General features: G+C 35.0%; 15 protein-coding genes and 3 pseudogenes. 8 read left to right on the top strand and 10 right to left on the bottom strand.

From position 1 onward, the window contains the following. Positions 1-378: 378 nt before the first annotated feature. Both ACIGHG_RS14435 and ACIGHG_RS14430 read right to left on the bottom strand, forming a co-directional pair. Positions 379-557 (bottom strand): annotated as a pseudogene (locus tag ACIGHG_RS14435) (IS4 family transposase); the annotation flags it as partial. A 104-nt stretch (positions 558-661) separates the two neighbouring features. Then, a pseudogene (locus ACIGHG_RS14430) lies at positions 662-848 on the bottom strand (hypothetical protein). A gap of 25 nt (positions 849-873) precedes the next feature. Between ACIGHG_RS14430 and ACIGHG_RS14425 the strand changes: the two are divergent. Beyond that, a pseudogene (locus ACIGHG_RS14425) lies at positions 874-1,081 on the top strand (Tn3 family transposase); the annotation flags it as partial. Positions 1,082-1,148: 67 nt separating this feature from the next. On the opposite strand, the gene ACIGHG_RS14420 reads toward ACIGHG_RS14425, so the two are convergent. From ACIGHG_RS14420 to ACIGHG_RS14410, 3 genes are read right to left on the bottom strand one after another with little or no spacing between them, the layout of a single operon-like run. Beyond that, positions 1,149-1,781, bottom strand: coding sequence for an SdpI family protein (locus tag ACIGHG_RS14420; protein WP_396549048.1), 633 nt, complete (start codon positions 1,779-1,781; stop codon positions 1,149-1,151). A gap of 26 nt (positions 1,782-1,807) precedes the next feature. Then, positions 1,808-2,458: an SdpI family protein gene (locus ACIGHG_RS14415; RefSeq protein ID WP_396549047.1), complete on the bottom strand. Its 651-nt coding sequence runs from the start codon at positions 2,456-2,458 to the stop codon at positions 1,808-1,810. 13 nt (positions 2,459-2,471) lie between these two features. Continuing rightward, positions 2,472-2,735 (bottom strand): autorepressor SdpR family transcription factor, encoded by a 264-nt coding sequence (locus tag ACIGHG_RS14410; protein WP_090916650.1) that lies wholly within the window; start codon positions 2,733-2,735, stop codon positions 2,472-2,474. A gap of 511 nt (positions 2,736-3,246) precedes the next feature. On the opposite strand from ACIGHG_RS14410, the gene ACIGHG_RS14405 reads away from it, so the two are divergent. Together ACIGHG_RS14405 and ACIGHG_RS14400 are read left to right on the top strand one after the other, a co-directional pair. Beyond that, positions 3,247-3,672, top strand: coding sequence for a thioredoxin family protein (locus ACIGHG_RS14405; RefSeq protein WP_336473604.1), 426 nt, complete (start codon positions 3,247-3,249; stop codon positions 3,670-3,672). A gap of 204 nt (positions 3,673-3,876) precedes the next feature. Beyond that, on the top strand, positions 3,877-4,233 hold the full coding sequence (locus ACIGHG_RS14400) for a hypothetical protein (RefSeq protein WP_336473603.1): 357 nt from the start codon (positions 3,877-3,879) through the stop codon (positions 4,231-4,233). Positions 4,234-4,290: 57 nt separating this feature from the next. On the opposite strand, the gene ACIGHG_RS14395 is transcribed toward ACIGHG_RS14400, so the two are convergent. Further along, complete coding sequence (locus tag ACIGHG_RS14395) at positions 4,291-4,920, bottom strand: hypothetical protein (RefSeq protein ID WP_396549044.1); 630 nt, start codon at positions 4,918-4,920, stop codon at positions 4,291-4,293. A gap of 235 nt (positions 4,921-5,155) precedes the next feature. On the opposite strand from ACIGHG_RS14395, the gene ACIGHG_RS14390 reads away from it, so the two are divergent. The 5 genes from ACIGHG_RS14390 (at position 5,156) to ACIGHG_RS14370 (ending at position 11,975) form a co-directional block, all read left to right on the top strand. After that, positions 5,156-5,851, top strand: a complete 696-nt coding sequence (locus ACIGHG_RS14390; protein WP_336473601.1) for a response regulator transcription factor — start codon at positions 5,156-5,158, stop codon at positions 5,849-5,851. Between the two features lie 3 nt (positions 5,852-5,854). Next, positions 5,855-6,856 (top strand): sensor histidine kinase, encoded by a 1,002-nt coding sequence (locus ACIGHG_RS14385; protein WP_396549042.1) that lies wholly within the window; start codon positions 5,855-5,857, stop codon positions 6,854-6,856. A gap of 299 nt (positions 6,857-7,155) precedes the next feature. Continuing rightward, positions 7,156-9,120 (top strand): FtsX-like permease family protein, encoded by a 1,965-nt coding sequence (locus ACIGHG_RS14380; RefSeq protein WP_396549040.1) that lies wholly within the window; start codon positions 7,156-7,158, stop codon positions 9,118-9,120. A gap of 123 nt (positions 9,121-9,243) precedes the next feature. Further along, on the top strand, positions 9,244-9,996 hold the full coding sequence (locus tag ACIGHG_RS14375; RefSeq protein ID WP_336473598.1) for an ABC transporter ATP-binding protein: 753 nt from the start codon (positions 9,244-9,246) through the stop codon (positions 9,994-9,996). After that, complete coding sequence (locus ACIGHG_RS14370; RefSeq protein ID WP_336473597.1) at positions 9,993-11,975, top strand: FtsX-like permease family protein; 1,983 nt, start codon at positions 9,993-9,995, stop codon at positions 11,973-11,975. The genes ACIGHG_RS14375 and ACIGHG_RS14370 overlap by 4 nt, the downstream gene beginning before the upstream one ends. A 52-nt stretch (positions 11,976-12,027) precedes the next feature. On the opposite strand, the gene ACIGHG_RS14365 is transcribed toward ACIGHG_RS14370, so the two are convergent. From ACIGHG_RS14365 to ACIGHG_RS14350, 4 genes are all read right to left on the bottom strand, one after another. Beyond that, positions 12,028-12,213 carry a YjcZ family sporulation protein gene (locus ACIGHG_RS14365; protein WP_336473596.1) on the bottom strand — a complete coding sequence of 62 codons (186 nt, stop codon included), beginning with the start codon at positions 12,211-12,213 and terminating at the stop codon, positions 12,028-12,030. A gap of 317 nt (positions 12,214-12,530) precedes the next feature. After that, positions 12,531-12,833, bottom strand: coding sequence for a nucleotidyltransferase family protein (locus ACIGHG_RS14360; protein WP_396549037.1), 303 nt, complete (start codon positions 12,831-12,833; stop codon positions 12,531-12,533). A 4-nt stretch (positions 12,834-12,837) separates the two neighbouring features. Next, positions 12,838-13,944, bottom strand: a complete 1,107-nt coding sequence (menC, locus tag ACIGHG_RS14355; RefSeq protein ID WP_396549036.1) for an o-succinylbenzoate synthase — start codon at positions 13,942-13,944, stop codon at positions 12,838-12,840. Then, complete coding sequence (locus ACIGHG_RS14350) at positions 13,945-15,390, bottom strand: o-succinylbenzoate--CoA ligase (protein ID WP_396549035.1); 1,446 nt, start codon at positions 15,388-15,390, stop codon at positions 13,945-13,947. Between the last annotated feature and the right edge of the window lie 465 nt (positions 15,391-15,855).

Genomic DNA, 15,855 nt, shown 5'->3' with positions numbered 1-15,855 from the left:
TTGCCACGATCACACTTCCTTACACAATTTGAATTGTTATATAAAAAATTATATTAGAATTTCTTTCCAAAGCACCTTGCTACTATAACATTCTCAATAATAACCGGCTATCTATTTCTCTTACATAAACCTTACATTTATGTAAGGTTTAAAAAAGCCACTCTTCTAAATGGAAAAGTGGCTTTTTTCTTTCTGTCTTTTTTCGAAAACCTTGTTGTTATTTAAATAAAATATAATAAATAGATTACTGATATAAGATTCATATTATGATTACACCTTAATATAACTATTTCAATATAATATTATATCTTTATATTAGGGAAAATGCTCTTTTAAAACAGAACTTTTTTTTCATACCTTATGCTTGTTGTTTTGTTATATAGCTTGATACAACAAATATAAATGATCTTGAATCATTCTAATTGCTTATATTCGTTTCATTCTCTTTTCTTCTTTTTCAAAAGAAGTTGACGCATTTTAAATATAGTAGAGGAGCATAAAAAAATAGCGATTAGCTTTCCATATAATTGGCACTCTAATCGCTCCTGTTTTACATTACAATAAGGGACTTTGCTCACACAAATGACCTGCACATCAATTCATCTTTGATATACAGGTCATTTGTATAATAATTGCTATACATAATTGCTAAATAATGAACTTACATAAATGCTTTTAAAAGCTCTTGTACGAATGGAAGTAATCCACCTAAAAATTTTAAAACTGCCATTGCGATTGCCATATTATTTCCTCCTCTTTTTAAATATTAAGATGTGTTACGTCTTTATGCTTTTATTATAGTAAGCGCACACACCTTTATCAATACATTTTAATATGCAATATTTCATATTAAAATGTGTTTTAAATTCTCTTCCTAAAATTAAAACAATTGGTAAAAATAAAATTTATATTTTTAACAAGCCCTCAAAACAACCATACTTGGAATTTATGATTGGCGGGACAATTCATATAAAAACATAAAAGAACATTGAGATGATTTATTGCCATTGATTCGTTCTGTTCGCAATGGGACAGTAACAGCGTCTCTTATTCTAAAAAACTTGGAGCCTATCCACGGCAGTTCAGGTGAAAGCCATTTACATATAAAAACAAGGAAAGCTACTCTCTTTCCTTGTTTTACGTTATTATCAAAATATTTCTTTCTTATAAGCAAAATAAGAATACAGCATTGTGATGACCGCACCACCTAAAGCAACAGTCAGTATGATATATGATTCCCAAGTAACAGGAGCAAAAATACTTCCGCACATGATAATCCCTAAAATCATAAATACTTTTCCGCTAAAACGGTGGGTTTTGCGCCATACTTCTTCATTGCTTAATGTCCATGGAGTACGAATGCCGATGAAATAGTTTGGTTTACATTGCGGCAGATAGTTACCTATCACTAAAAACAAAATACCAACAAGCAATCCTGAAAAACGATTTATCGATAAATTATAGCCCAATCCAGTTGCAATAATATCCATGTTCGCGATGAACAATACAACGAGGACACTGTAAGTGATCATCATAAAACTTTTCGAGAATTTTTTATAATTCTCTTTCTTTGGATCAATCTTTGGAACAACATTTAGTAATATATAAGTTCCAATCATAATTCCAACCATCAACAACATCCCAATTAATTTAGGGGAATAACCATCTGGAGTATCGCCGCTCCAATGCGTAGCGATTGTATCTGGAAGATGTGGCCAAGAAATAATCCAAGCTAATATTGTTATGCTAATAAATATAATGGCAAGAATGTGTTTCTTCATTTTGTTTCTTCTCCTCTACCATACTTTTATGATTTGCCTTCTAATCCTATTTCTTTTTTATAAATAGAGTAAGATTTTATCGTCGGGATAATAGCACCTAATAGCACGATACCTGCCCCAATAAATAAATTAATAGGGTCTTTCAAAAGAGCCGCAGCATATACAAAGAAGCCTGCGATTACCATTGATTTCGAAGCAAATCGATGGGTTTTGCGCCATACTTCTTTATTCTCTAATGTCCAAGATGTGCGAATCCCAATTAAGTAATTTGGTTTCGTTTGTTGCATATAGTTTCCTAATATAATCGATAGCGTACCAAGTGCAAAATTGACTATTACAGAACCTTTCACATCATAACCTACGGAATGAAGTATACCCAATATGTTAGAACCAAATATGGTGATAAGAATCATATAATTAATCTTTGAAAGGGCCTTAGCAAAGTATTTATACCCTCCTTTTGTTAAATCAATTCTTCTTATGAAAATCCAAACAATATAGAAAAATATCATACTTCCCATCGAAAAAGATATAATGCTTACTTTAGAAAAATATCCGTCTACCTCTCCTTCGATATTGTAATGCCTTGGAATTTGCTCTGGTAAATACGGCCAGGCTATATACCAGCCTATTGCGATTGTAAAAATTAATAGCCATGGAACAATATGCTTCCTCACTTTCCATCCCCCTCTATTCTCCTCTATTCGTAAACGTAAACACCCATGTTAACAAATCTTGAAACACAGTCGTATTTAATGAATACACAACAAACTGTCCTTTTTTCTCATCTTGAATAAGCTCTGCGTTTTTGAGCGCATTTAAGTGATGAGAAATACTCGGCTTTGTCATGTTGAAGTGATCGGCAATTTCTCCTGCTGTTAAGTTTCCTTCTTTTAATAAGTCTAAAATTTTGCGCCTTGTTGGATCTGCTAACGCTTTAAATGCTTGATTCAATGTCTTTCTTCCTTTCATTAATTAGACATTTAGATATTTATCTAAATATTAAATTCATTTCTTAAATTTGTCAATTTCATCACTACTGTACCTAACCGCGGGAGCATCAATACATAGCAAGCTAATATTTGTAAGGAAAATTTTCTCAATATCAATCCCAAAAATATTCCATAAAAAATATTCGAAATAATCAATCAATAATTTATAATAACTTTTGAACTCTTCATTTTAATTATAAGTTCTCTATATATCCATTTTAATTTTCCGACATATCAGTCGCCGTTATGCAGAATACAACATAACGCTACTTACTTTCTCCTTTTGTTTTAAACCTTGCATGTAGCAGAAATAAGCCCTGACCGCTTCTATGCATGGCCAGATGCTCTTTTCCATCGAAAAAGAAAGGGGTTTTATGTCAATTTTTTAATTTGGCTTTATAACAATAGCATTTCTTATCATTATCATTTGTAATTGTATTCTTATTAAATGAAATAGGGGAGAGACAAAGTATATGAAAAAAATGCTTATTTTTGCTATCACTATTCTTTCGATACTTGTAATCATTACTTTTATCACAAATAAGGAAACAAACAGCGAGAAAACAACAAGTGTAGAAACAATTAATTATTATGAAAATCAAATTACACCAGAACAATTACAACAAGATATTTCAAATCACAAAACAAAAATTGTTTATTTTTACAAGCCAGCATGTCCTCATTGCTCAAGAATTTCCCCAATTGTAGTTCCTTTGGCTAAAAATATGAATATTGATATGCAAGTTATGAATTTAGAAGATTATCCAAATGGTTGGAATATGTTTCAAATAAAAGGGACACCTACAATTATTTCTTATAAAGATGGAAAAGAAATGAATCGAATTTTAGGAGAACAATCTCGAGAAACGTTTAAAAACTGGTTTGAGAATAATAAGTAAAGACGAAAGTTGAGAAATAACGAAATCTTACTTTTATTGTTGTTTTTACCATTTTTTATATGTATTTTATAGTAGAGCAATATATTTTCAGGGGATACTCCCTCATGCTTACCAAGAAAAATTAAATATTTACCTATCTTAGTTTGATAGGCATGAGGGGGAAATCCCCTATTAAACTAAACAAAATATATTAGGAGGTAGGACATGTTTAAAAAGATTGCATTCTCAATAGCTTCAATAGCAGTGGCTGGTTCTGTTTTATTTGCAAATCAGGATATATCCCATGCTCAGGGGTTCTATCCAGTTCAAAAAACTGGTGGTGCAGGCTTGGATCTTCGTAACACTCCAACAATAAATGGTACGCGGACTGAAACAGATATTCCAGATGGGAACAGCCTCTTTTTATACTGCTATGTTAATGGTGAATCCTACTATGGAAGTAAAGTTTGGGATTTGGTACATGATAATTATTGGCGCGGCGATCTAGATTATGGTTATGCTCCTGATTATTTTATTAAAACGGGTTCATCTAGTCCAGTTGTTAGTTATTGTACATTTTAATTATAAAATAAAAAGGGATGAACCAAGCCATGTAGGCTTGGTTCATCCCTTTTTTATTCACATTTTAATCTCTACGGTTTTCAGAGCGCTTACCTCATTATTGGTCGTTTTATCTCGCACTACGTCTGTAGTCACTTTTACATCCTTTAAATCCCCTGGAACTTGTGATAGAAAACAGATTAACGTAAATTTAATTTTTTCTCTTGCTTTTAAGCTCCGCTCTTTCGGATCTGCACTCATTTTATACACATCTACTTGTTCTCCGTTACTTAAAACTAGTGTTTTTATGGGACCTTTCTCCAAATCAAGCGGTTGATCCGAAGTATTTTCTAAAGTGGTTGTTAGTTGAATTGCATTCATTTCCTCTGTATTCAATCCTCGTTCTTCTAAATTATACTTTCCGATATCACTTACTTCTGTGCTCCGTACGATTTTAATTCGCTCCACTTTGATATTGAGCGGTCCTAGTTCAATAGTCGTATTTGGTTCACTCAATTGGTTCAAGACAAACATTCCAAGTGGATGTTGTGCTTTATCCCCTACTTGAGTTAATGGTTCTTTATAAGGCTTAACTTTTACATTCGGTTGAGACGTTGTGGAATTTTTCTCACGATCAGATTTCATTTCTGTCTCTGATTTTGTTTGACTGGAACAAGCAGATACAAATATACACACCCATACAATCATCAAGAAGGAACATGCTTTTTTCATTTATAGACTCCTCTACTATAAAATATTGTTAAGGCATTTAAAGTTCATAAATAATTGTAAATTAATGGTTTGTAATTTTAAATAGATTCATTAGCAATATAGGTACTCTTTACGTTGAGAAAATTTATACATGGGGTACCCTCAACATAATGAAAACGAAGAAAACAAATGTTACACTATATATACACAAAGTTAGAGGAGGCATTTACGTATGTACAAGATTTTAATTATAGAAGATGATCCAAGTATTTCATCTTTACTGCAATCTCACATTCAAAAATACGGTTACGAAGCAGTTGTTGCAGATAACTTTGATGATATTATGGCTTCATTTCATCATACAAAACCACATCTTGTTTTATTAGATGTAAATTTACCAAAGTTTGATGGTTTCTACTGGTGCCGTCAAATTCGTCATGAATCCACTTGCCCAATTGTTTTCATTTCTGCTCGCGCTGGTGAAATGGAGCAAATTATGGCAATCGAAAGCGGTGCTGATGATTATATTACAAAGCCATTCCACTATGATGTAGTGATGGCAAAAATTAAAGGTCAATTACGCCGCATTTACGGTGACTATGCACCAAGTATGACAGAACGTATTGTTGAAGTAGAAGGATTAAAACTATATCCTGAACGACCAGAACTTCATTTTAAGAATGAGCAAGTATTACTAACGAAAAAAGAAGCAATTCTAGCAGAAATGCTTCTATCTAAACATCCTCGTACAGCAGGCCGAGAAGATTTGTTATCTGCACTTTGGGATGATGAAAGCTTTGTTGAAGAGAACACACTAAACGTAAATATTACACGTCTTCGTAAAAAGTTTACTGAGCTCGGAATTGAAAATGCGATCGAGACGGTACGTGGCTTAGGCTATCGGTTAAACGCAACTTGGAGTGAATAGAGAATGAAGTTATTTTTACGTGATCACATTGGCTTTTTACTTCTTTATATTTTAAACTTTGGGATCATCTTCATTTTGTATGATTCCGTTGATGGGTTTAAAAACAATAAATTTTATTTTATTGTACTAAGTTTGTATCTATTCATTTGTTTTCTTGCTTATCGATACGTTCGAAATCGTAGATTATATAAACGACTAAGTGAACTGCCTGACAAAATAGAAGATGCGTTCATTGAGCGAGCAACTGCTCCTATGCCGCATGGCGTAAATGAACTTGTTCGTACACAATATCGTCTATTCCAAAAAGAATTGCAAGCATATGAAGTAAAACAGCAAGAGCATCAAATGTTTATTAATCAATGGGTACATCAAATGAAAACGCCCGTTTCTGTTATGCAGCTAATGGTATTTGAAATGGAAGATGAACATCTTATTCCAAAATTTAAACAAGAGCTAGAAAAATTAAATCAAGGATTAGATATGGCATTATATATGGCACGGTTAAATAATTTCCATGAAGACTTTCATGTAGAAACCATTTCTTTAAAAGACGCGGTCACCAAAAATATAAATAGCTTAAAAGAGCTGTTTATTCGAAACGGTGTCTTTCCTGTTTTAGAAGTGCATTCTGATTTAATGGTTGCTTCTGATGCAAAGTGGCTGAAATTCATTATTTATCAGTTAATGACAAATGCGGTTCGATATTCAGGAGAAAGAGGAAAAAAAGTATTCTTATCTGCTGTTCAAGGCGGAAAAGATATTATTTTAGAAGTGCGTGATGAAGGTGTCGGTATTCCGCAGGAAGATATTCGCCGTGTATTTGAACCGTTTTATACAGGAAAGAATGGACGAATGTTTGGAGAGTCTACTGGTATGGGCTTATATATTGTGAGTAAAATTTGCTCCTATTTAGGTCATTCTGTCAAACTAGACTCTGAAGTTGGCAAAGGTACAAGTATCAAAATTATTTTCCATAATGCTATAAACAAAACAGATGAAGGTTAACTTATAGAAATATAAGTTAAAAAACCGACATAAAAACCTGTTCTTTTTAGACAGGCAAGAACATCTGGCCATGCATAGAAGCGGGGTCAGGGCCTTTCCCTGCCACATGCAAGGTTTAAACAAAGTGAGACAACAAGTAGCGGTCATTTTTTGACCTGCATAGCAGTGACATATATGTTAAAAGATCAAAATGAATTTATATAGCTTATAGAAATTCTATGACAAAGTGTATGAGGAATCCTTTCCTCATACACTTTTGCAACATATAAGAATGATTTTAAGACTGAGAGGATAAAAATATGACATTTTGGCAATTTGCATTTAAGAACGTAACACGTAACTCCCGTGCTTATTTTGCCTACTTTCTAAGCAGTTCCTTTTCCATTGCAATTTTCTTTTCATTTGCCGTGTACTTATTTCATCCTCGTTTGCAAAATGCTGACACAACTTCCGGTATCGACACCTTAATGGGGGTATCTGAGGCTGTTATTGTATTCTTTTCATTTTTCTTTTTACTATATTCTATCGGTACGTTTTTAAAAGTTCGAAAAAAACAATTTGGCGTTTTAACTGTTTTAGGTATATCAAAAAAGCAATTAAAACGACTCATTTTCATTGAGAATATGTTAATTGGGCTTCTTTCTATTTTTATCGGAATTCAAGTTGGGATTGTCTTTTCACAACTTTTCTTATTAGTTACAGCAAAAATTACACACATGCCCGGATTATACTTATATTTTCCAAAAGGTGCAATTCTGTTAACAACGTCAACCTTTCTTGGACTCTTTATCTTCGTATCAGCTTTTACCCCTGTGTTAATTCGAACGAGAAAAGCTGTACGTCTTTTAAAAGAAGGAAAAATAAATCAAAAAGAAAAGAAGCCATCCATTATCATTTCCTTGTTTGGCATTTCATGCTTGCTTTCTGGATACACACTAGCAATGTGTCCAAAGTACTTTATGTCACTAGGTGATATGATTGGTGTACTATACATTTTATCTAGTATTTTTTCCATTCCAACACTGGTGGCAGTCGGGACATATTTTTTCTTTTCACAATTTAGCTTTCTGCTCATTCATATGTTGAAAAGAAGACGGAAATTTTATATGAAACGAATTAATTTGCTGTGGATTTCTGATTTAGCAAGCCGTATTCGTACAAATATTAATATGCTCTTTGTAGTAACGATGTTGTCTACTCTCGCCTTTACCATGATGACCTTCATATATGGTTTTGGTAAATTTACAAAAACACAAATTGTGAAAGATAACCCATTTCCATTTACTTATCTTTCCTATGATGCTAATCCAATCGCTTCGCAGCATATCGATTGGTTAGAACAGCGATTAAAAGATGAGAAATTTGAATACAAAAAAATAAAAGTAGACTTATATGGTATATCGCTACAAAAAGGAACAACTTCCTCTTATGAAGATGAAGTGTATGTATTAAAACAAAGTGATTATAATCAGTTAGCTACTGCACTCCATCATAAAAAGATTTTCTTGAAAGATGATGAAACGTATGTACTCCCTGGGTACTCTTATGAAATTATAACTGGTAAGTGGGACTACCAAAAACAGTCAATTACTCTTTCTCCAAATTCCTTGAAATTACACGTGCAAGGTATTGGTGATAAAAATGTGATACCCTCTGGAATTATTCCAAATGTACTCGTCTTATCCGACAATACGGTACAATCGCTATCACATGCTATGAAACATATGACGTTATACAATTTCCAAGTACAAAATTGGGAAAATACACATACAATAGCCGCCGCATTCATCGAAAAGCTTTATGCAGATCGCAAACAAATTCATTCTGAAGAACGTTTATATGAAGCTTTTGAAGGAAGCAATCAACTATATGAAACGAAACTACAAAATGCTTCCTTTTTCTTTATTGGTACATTCCTTGGTGTTATCTTCTTTATCGGGGCTGGAAGCGTACTTTACTTCCGTATGTATACAGATTTAACGAATGAACAAGACAAGTATATTGCGATTACAAAAATTGGCTTAACAGAATCAGAAATGAAGCGGTCAGCTACCATTCAGCTTGCTATCTTATTTTTTGTGCCCTATATAATGGCTTCCATTCATACGATGTTTGCCGCAAAAATGTGGAAAGGCATAATCAAACTATCCTTGTTTACTGAGGTTAGTGTTGTCCTTATCATTTTTGGAACGGTTGAAATTCTCTTTTTCCTTTTAATTCGTTCATTATATATGCAAAAATTGTCCCAGCATATTAAACTATAAAAAATATAAGGCAAAAAATCGCTCCCCTTTTTTAGATGAACGAGAGCCTTTGTTCCTGCATAGCAATAGCTTATATGTTGAAAAATTAAAATGGATTTATAACGTTAGAAAGGTGATTGATATATGGAAGAAGTATTACATATTCGAAATGTATCGAAAGTGTATGAGGGGAAAGTCCCTCATACTGCTTTAAAAAATATTAATTTACATGTAGATAAAGGAGAATTTGTTGCGATTATGGGCCCGTCCGGAAGCGGGAAATCAACTTTATTAAATGTTATTTCGACTATCGATTCTCCTACAGCAGGAGAAGTCTTTATTAACGGAAAGCAGCCTCATACGTTTCGCAACGAAAAATTAGCTATCTTTCGCCGGCAAGAGTTAGGATTTGTATTTCAAAGCTTTAACTTATTAGACACATTAACAATTGGAGAAAACATCGTCTTGCCCTTGACGTTAGATAATGTTCCGCTTGCGGAAATGGATGAAAAGCTAGATACTATTTCAAACAAACTCGGTATCGATCATATTTTAAATAAACGAATTTTTGAAGTTTCCGGAGGACAAGCACAGCGTACCGCAGTGGCCCGTGCAGTCATCCATAAACCTTCATTACTGCTTGCTGATGAACCAACAGGAAACTTAGATTCGAAAGCTGCAACTGATGTAATGGAGCTATTTACGAAGTTAAATAAAGAAGAACAAGCGACAATTTTAATGGTGACACATGACCCATTTGCTGCTAGTTATTGCAACCGTATCATTTTTATTAAAGACGGTGAGCTTTATAATGAGCTGCACCGCGGCCTGCACCGCGAAAAGTTCTATCAAGAAATATTAGATGTATTAGCATTACTAGGAGGAAGACGCGGATGAAGTTTTGGCAATTCGCATTACGAAATGTTATCCGTAATGCCAGAGCTTATTTTGCCTATTTTTTAAGCAGCTCATTTTCTATTACGGTGTTCTTTTCATTTGCTGTGTATCGGTATCATCCACGTTTACAACATATACAAAACTATAAAGAAACAGGACCTCTTTTCACTTTAATTGGTTTTACACAATTTGTAATTGTACTGTTTTCTTTTTTCTTTTTGGTGTACTCAATTGGAACGTTTTTGAACGTACGCAAAAAGCAGTTTGGCGTTTTAACGATTTTAGGTATTTCACACAGGCAACTTAAACGACTTATTTTTTTAGAAAATATGATTATTGGGCTTCTTTCTATTTTTGTTGGCATTCAAGCTGGTCTTGTATTTTCTAACTTTTTCTTATTGATTACATCAAAAATTTCAGGTATTAACGGCCTTTATTTATATTGGCCATCAGAAGCAATTCAGACAACTGTAGCGACATTTCTCATACTTTTTACAATTGTATCTATCTTTACACCTGCTTTAATTCGAACACAAAAAATCGTTCATCTTCTAAGAGGAGGAATTCGCGGAAAGAAGGAGAGATCACCTTCCGTTATCATTTCAATTTTTAGTTTACTATGTCTATTTTCTGGTTATATTTTTGCAGCTTATCCACAAAGCTATATAACAGAAAAAAGTTTAACAAACGGGATTGGTCTACTCATTATTCTGGCCATTATTCCTCTCGTTACAATTGGGACGTATTTTCTATTCTCCCAGGCTAGTTTTCTTTTCATTTGGATATTAAAAAAGCGTCGACGCTTTTATATGAAAAAAACGAATATGCTATGGATCTCTGATTTAGCATCACGCGTTCGCATCAATATTAATATGCTTTTTGTAGTAACAATGCTATCTGTAATAACTTTTACGACTATCACAACATTATATGCTTTTAATAAATACACAAAGGCTTCTATACTAGAGGCATTTCCTTTTCCATTTACTTATGTATCTTACGAAGGAAATATTTTAGAAGCAAAGCATATTGCAGCATTAGAAACAGAATTACGTACAGATAAATTTACTTACCAAAAGCATAAAGCAATTATTTATAAAGATAAGGCTGCTAATGAAGAGATTTGGATTATAAAGCAAAGTGACTATAATATTCTTGCTAAATTTCTAAACCGTCCTCAAGTTCAATTAACGGGACATGAAACATATATAGTTCCAAGATATTCACCAATACCATTAGAGCTATTAACAAATCCTTTTCTTAAACAAACAAAGATTACGTTACAATCTAATAAAAAAGAATTTCATATAAAAGAAACAGCTACCAAACCGATTATACCGGAGGACGCTTATGCTTACTTGATCGTACTGCAAGATCATGCTGTCGACAACGAAATTCCACATCTCGAACCAATGACGTTTTATAATTTTCAAGTGGATGATTGGGAAAATACAATGCCGCTTACAAAGCGTATTTTGCATATGACCACAGAAGATATAAAAAGTGTTTCTCCACATACAGATCAGCAGGGAGAACAAGATAAGAAGGTTCCTTTTCAAATTTTTACATCAAGTGATGAATTATATGTTGATAAACGCTGGAACGTTGCCAACTTCTTTATCGGTACATTTCTTGGCATTATTTTCTTCATGGGAGCAGGAAGCGTTCTTTATTTCCGTATGTATACCGATTTAACTAGAGAAGCCGAAAAATATAAGACCATTACAAAGATTGGATTAACAAAAGCCGAAATGACATGTTCAGCAACCATTCAATTAGCAATTCTATTTTTCGTTCCTTATGTTATCGCTTCGATTCATACAATATTTGCAATTAAATTCATACAAAGTACACTTTCTTTTTCTTTATTAAAAGAAGAAATTTTAATATTAGGTCTCTTCGGCATTATTGAAATCATCTTCTTTTTCCTGATACGCTCGTTTTACATTCAAAAACTGTCACAACATATTAAGCTGTGAATAAAATAGCCCTGTGCTCTGCACAAGGCTATTTTCAATAGTTTTTAGCTTATTAGCAACAAAAGCCGCCGCCATAACCGTAGCCTGGATAACCACCACCATAACCACCGTAACCACCGCAGCCACCAAAGCAGCTAGCGCCGATAATGATTAACAAAATAAATAATACGATTAAAAGCGCAAAGCCATTGCCGTGACGATGCCCATGTCCATGTCCATGTTCGCAACTTTCACCCATTACTCTTTTCCTCCTTTAATAAAAATCCTTATTCTTTGTCGGATCCTTTCAGTGGATTCCATTTATCCTATGTTTAGGACAAAAATAAGAAGCTTGTTCTTTTTAAAAACAGGCTTGTTCTAACATAAGATCTTATAAGATTCCAAACAGATCCCGTAGTAAAAACTCCCATGAAGAATTTCGAAAAAAGATGAAAATGGAACAATCCATGGTAACGCTCCAAAAAGTGCAGTAGATTAAAAAGTAAGGGAAAGTATTTTCAGCTAATAATGCTATTTCACACAAAAAGAGCGGCGATATGAATGACGCCACTCTTTTTATATACGTTGTGCAAACAACCGGCCTTCCCGTAAAATATGACGCTTCAACTCGCTATCGGACAATGTATTCAAATGAACCACATCTACTTTTCCCACTCCGCTTAGCTCTTCCATTAATTGAAACAAAAGCCATTGAAACTCACCTACTGAAATATGCGTTGTCTCAATCGCTATATCATAATCCGAAGAAGGTGTTGCTTCTTTTCTGGCATGAGATCCGAAAATGTACGCCACTTTTACAAATGGTGTTTCTAATAAACGATTTTGTATATGACGCAGCACCTGTTCATGCTTTTGCATAGGTTCACCTCTCACATACAATGCATTGTTTCGTTATCTCTTCTAGTCTTGTCCGGTTTATGTTATATCCAAACCCAGCTTGCTTAGGAACAATAATTTTCCCATGTTGCAGCGTTACTTCCGGCGAGATAATATCTCGCTCCCAATGTCTTTTAGAAGCAGAAATATCACCGGGAATTGTAAAATTAGGCAGCGATGCGAGCGCAATATTTTGCGCCCGGGAAATTCCCATTTCTACCATGCCCCCGCACCAAACAGGAATACGATGCTGCTGACAATAATCATGAATACGAATAGATTCTGTTAATCCGCCAACTCGCCCAGGTTTTATGTTGATGATACGGCAGCTCCCAAGTCTTATGGCCACTCTTGCATCTTCTAAACAATGAATGCTTTCATCTAGGCAAATGGGCGTTTCAATTTGCTGCTGCAAACGGGCATGATCAAGAAAATCATGATCTGCTAACGGCTGTTCAATCATCATTAACTCAAATTCGTCCAACCTTTGTAACTGCTTCATATCCGCCAGCGTATAGGCAGAATTGGCATCTGCCATCAATGGAATAGTTGGAAACGCTCTGCGAATTTCGTGAAGCAAAGCATAGTCATTGTCTGGTTTAATTTTCACTTTAAAACGTTTATACCCTTCTTCAGCGTATGTTTCAATCCGTTTTAACATATTAGGAACTGTATCAAGGCCAATCACTACACCAACTTCAATCTCCTGTTTTACACCGCCAAGCAGCGCGGCAAGCGATTGATTCTTGCGCTTTGCATACAAATCCCATAATGCACCCTCGATTCCTGCTTTGGCCATATTGTTGCGTTTTATATGTTGAAAAAGAGACGTAACATCAGAAGGATGGGAAAGCTCCTGCTCAAATAACACCGGCAACAAAAAGTCTTGCAGCATATGAAACGCCGTTACGACTGTTTCTTCTGTATACCAAGGCTCCGAAAAAGCGACCACTTCGCCCCAACCGCTTCGTCCCTCTTCATCTATTAGTTCTATCACAATACTTTCACGCTTTTCATACGTCCCATAACTTGCAGCAAATGGAATAACGAGCGGCATTTCTGTTACATACAGCATTGCCTTTGTAATATGCATTTATATCTCCTCCGCCAGCTGCCGCAATTCACGGCGCAGTAATTTCTTAGAAGCATTGCGCGGCAGGTCAGAAAGAAAATGAACCTCTTTTGGCACTTTATATCGTGCAAGTTTATCTTCACAAAAAGCAATGAGTTCCTCTGCCGTTATCTCTTTTGATTTCACAACGAATGCGACAGGAACTTGTCCCCATCTCTCATCACTTACTCCAACAACTCCCGCTTCCAAAACAGCAGGATGCATAAGTAAGACTTCCTCAATTTGCGCCGGGTATATGTTCTCTCCGCCGGAAATAATTAAATCACTGCGGCGATCTAGCACATAGAGAAAACCATCTTCATCTAAGTAGCCAATGTCTCCCGTATGTAACCAACCATCGTGAATACTCGCTCTCGTCGCCTCTTCACGATTGAAATAACCACCCGTTACATTCGGCCCCTTCACAACAATTTCCCCGGCAGTTCCTACACTAGCTTCCCTTCCACCTTGTTCAATGCGAAGCTGACATGGGAATAGTGGTTTTCCGGCTGAACCAACTTTCGTTAACATATAATCAGCGGCCAATGTACAAATTTGCGAAGACGTTTCTGTCATACCATACGTTTGATACACCGGAATCCCTTTTGCGACGCACGTTTCCAAAAGAGGTCTTGGAGCTGGCCCTCCGCCAAGCAATACGCAGCGAAGAGACGGTGAATATGTATCTTCTTGCAGCCGTTCTAATAAATCCGTCAGCATTTTAGATACAACGGAAATCATCGTTACACCTCTTGTTTGCAGCGCTTCATGAATAAAATCCGGGTCATACTTCGGAACAAGTAACACCCTCATACCATACATAATATTCTTCATTAAAAGCGATAATCCGCCCACATGGAAAAACGGTAAACATGCTAACCAACAGTCATCATCACGAAGCCCTAAATTCAGCGAAGAGCCAACTGCACTCCACCAATGGTTCCCGTATGTAAGCATCACACCTTTCGGTTTTCCTGTCGTGCCTGACGTATAAATAATCGTCATCGTTTCTTCTAAAACAAACTCATTTTGCACGGTTCCCTTTTCTTTCGGCAATGCTGCAAGCTCTGTAAACAAGTAGACAGGTACTTGCTCTCCCTCAAACTCTTCATCTGTAAGCAAACAAGACACCTCTGCGTCCTCCATTTGCCAAAGTAGCTCTTCTCTTGAAAGACGTGTATTCAGCAAAACAGCGACTGCCCCTATATAAGAAAGAGCATGAATCGCAATCACCATCTCCATACTATTTTTCATCAGAACAGCCACTTTTGTTCCCTTTTTCACTTGTAAATAAGCAAGATGTTCACAACATAAAAGCACCTTCTCATGAAGCTGCAAAAACGTATACGTACTTTCTCTCGTTTCAATCGCGGTGCGCTCCGGTGTTAAAAAAGCACGTTGCATAAGCCAATTAGGCATTCTCTCCATATTATGTTCTCCTTTCAAAGAATAGAAAGCTAACATATAGCTCTAACTCTGTTCCTTCACGTATAACTATATATACAAGTTAAAAAACGACATAAAAACCCATTTCTTGTTAGAGGAGGGCCGAGAGCCTCTGGCCGTACATAGAAGCGGTCAGGGCCTTTTCCTGCCCCATGCAAAGTTTAAAACAAAGGGAGAAAGCAAGTAGCGATTATGTTATATTCGCATAACCGTGACTTATATGTCGAAAAATTAAAATGGATTTATATAACGTTACTTCCATATTATCTATCTCTTACTCCTATAGCAAATGTTAGCTCTTTGCCTAATTATGTTCCATTCTTCTGAAGTATCTTTATTAATTCAACTATATCATCCATAAAAATATCTATATTTTTTACACAATGATGATTACATTAAGTTCATCTATAAAATTTTATTCTTTTAAAATTTCATTTTGCATTTCAA

The organism is Bacillus sp. NPDC077411 (assembly GCF_044543425.1).
Lineage (GTDB): Bacteria > Bacillota > Bacilli > Bacillales > Bacillaceae_G > Bacillus_A > Bacillus_A bruguierae.
This window is presented reverse-complemented; position numbering and strand designations above follow the sequence as displayed.

Excerpts from the sequence above, each read along its gene's own strand:
- ACIGHG_RS14420 (WP_396549048.1), bottom strand. The coding sequence starts at position 1,781 with ATGAAGAAACACATTCTTGCCATTATATTTATTAGCATAACAATATTA.
- ACIGHG_RS14405 (WP_336473604.1), top strand. The coding sequence starts at position 3,247 with ATGAAAAAAATGCTTATTTTTGCTATCACTATTCTTTCGATACTTGTA.
- ACIGHG_RS14400 (WP_336473603.1), top strand. The coding sequence starts at position 3,877 with ATGTTTAAAAAGATTGCATTCTCAATAGCTTCAATAGCAGTGGCTGGT.
- ACIGHG_RS14395 (WP_396549044.1), bottom strand. The coding sequence starts at position 4,920 with ATGATTGTATGGGTGTGTATATTTGTATCTGCTTGTTCCAGTCAAACA.
- ACIGHG_RS14390 (WP_336473601.1), top strand. The coding sequence starts at position 5,156 with ATGTACAAGATTTTAATTATAGAAGATGATCCAAGTATTTCATCTTTA.
- ACIGHG_RS14385 (WP_396549042.1), top strand. The coding sequence starts at position 5,855 with ATGAAGTTATTTTTACGTGATCACATTGGCTTTTTACTTCTTTATATT.
- ACIGHG_RS14380 (WP_396549040.1), top strand. The coding sequence starts at position 7,156 with ATGACATTTTGGCAATTTGCATTTAAGAACGTAACACGTAACTCCCGT.
- ACIGHG_RS14375 (WP_336473598.1), top strand. The coding sequence starts at position 9,244 with ATGGAAGAAGTATTACATATTCGAAATGTATCGAAAGTGTATGAGGGG.
- ACIGHG_RS14370 (WP_336473597.1), top strand. The coding sequence starts at position 9,993 with ATGAAGTTTTGGCAATTCGCATTACGAAATGTTATCCGTAATGCCAGA.
- ACIGHG_RS14365 (WP_336473596.1), bottom strand. The coding sequence starts at position 12,213 with ATGGGTGAAAGTTGCGAACATGGACATGGACATGGGCATCGTCACGGC.
- ACIGHG_RS14360 (WP_396549037.1), bottom strand. The coding sequence starts at position 12,833 with ATGCAAAAGCATGAACAGGTGCTGCGTCATATACAAAATCGTTTATTA.
- menC (WP_396549036.1), bottom strand. The coding sequence starts at position 13,944 with ATGCATATTACAAAGGCAATGCTGTATGTAACAGAAATGCCGCTCGTT.
- ACIGHG_RS14350 (WP_396549035.1), bottom strand. The coding sequence starts at position 15,390 with ATGGAGAGAATGCCTAATTGGCTTATGCAACGTGCTTTTTTAACACCG.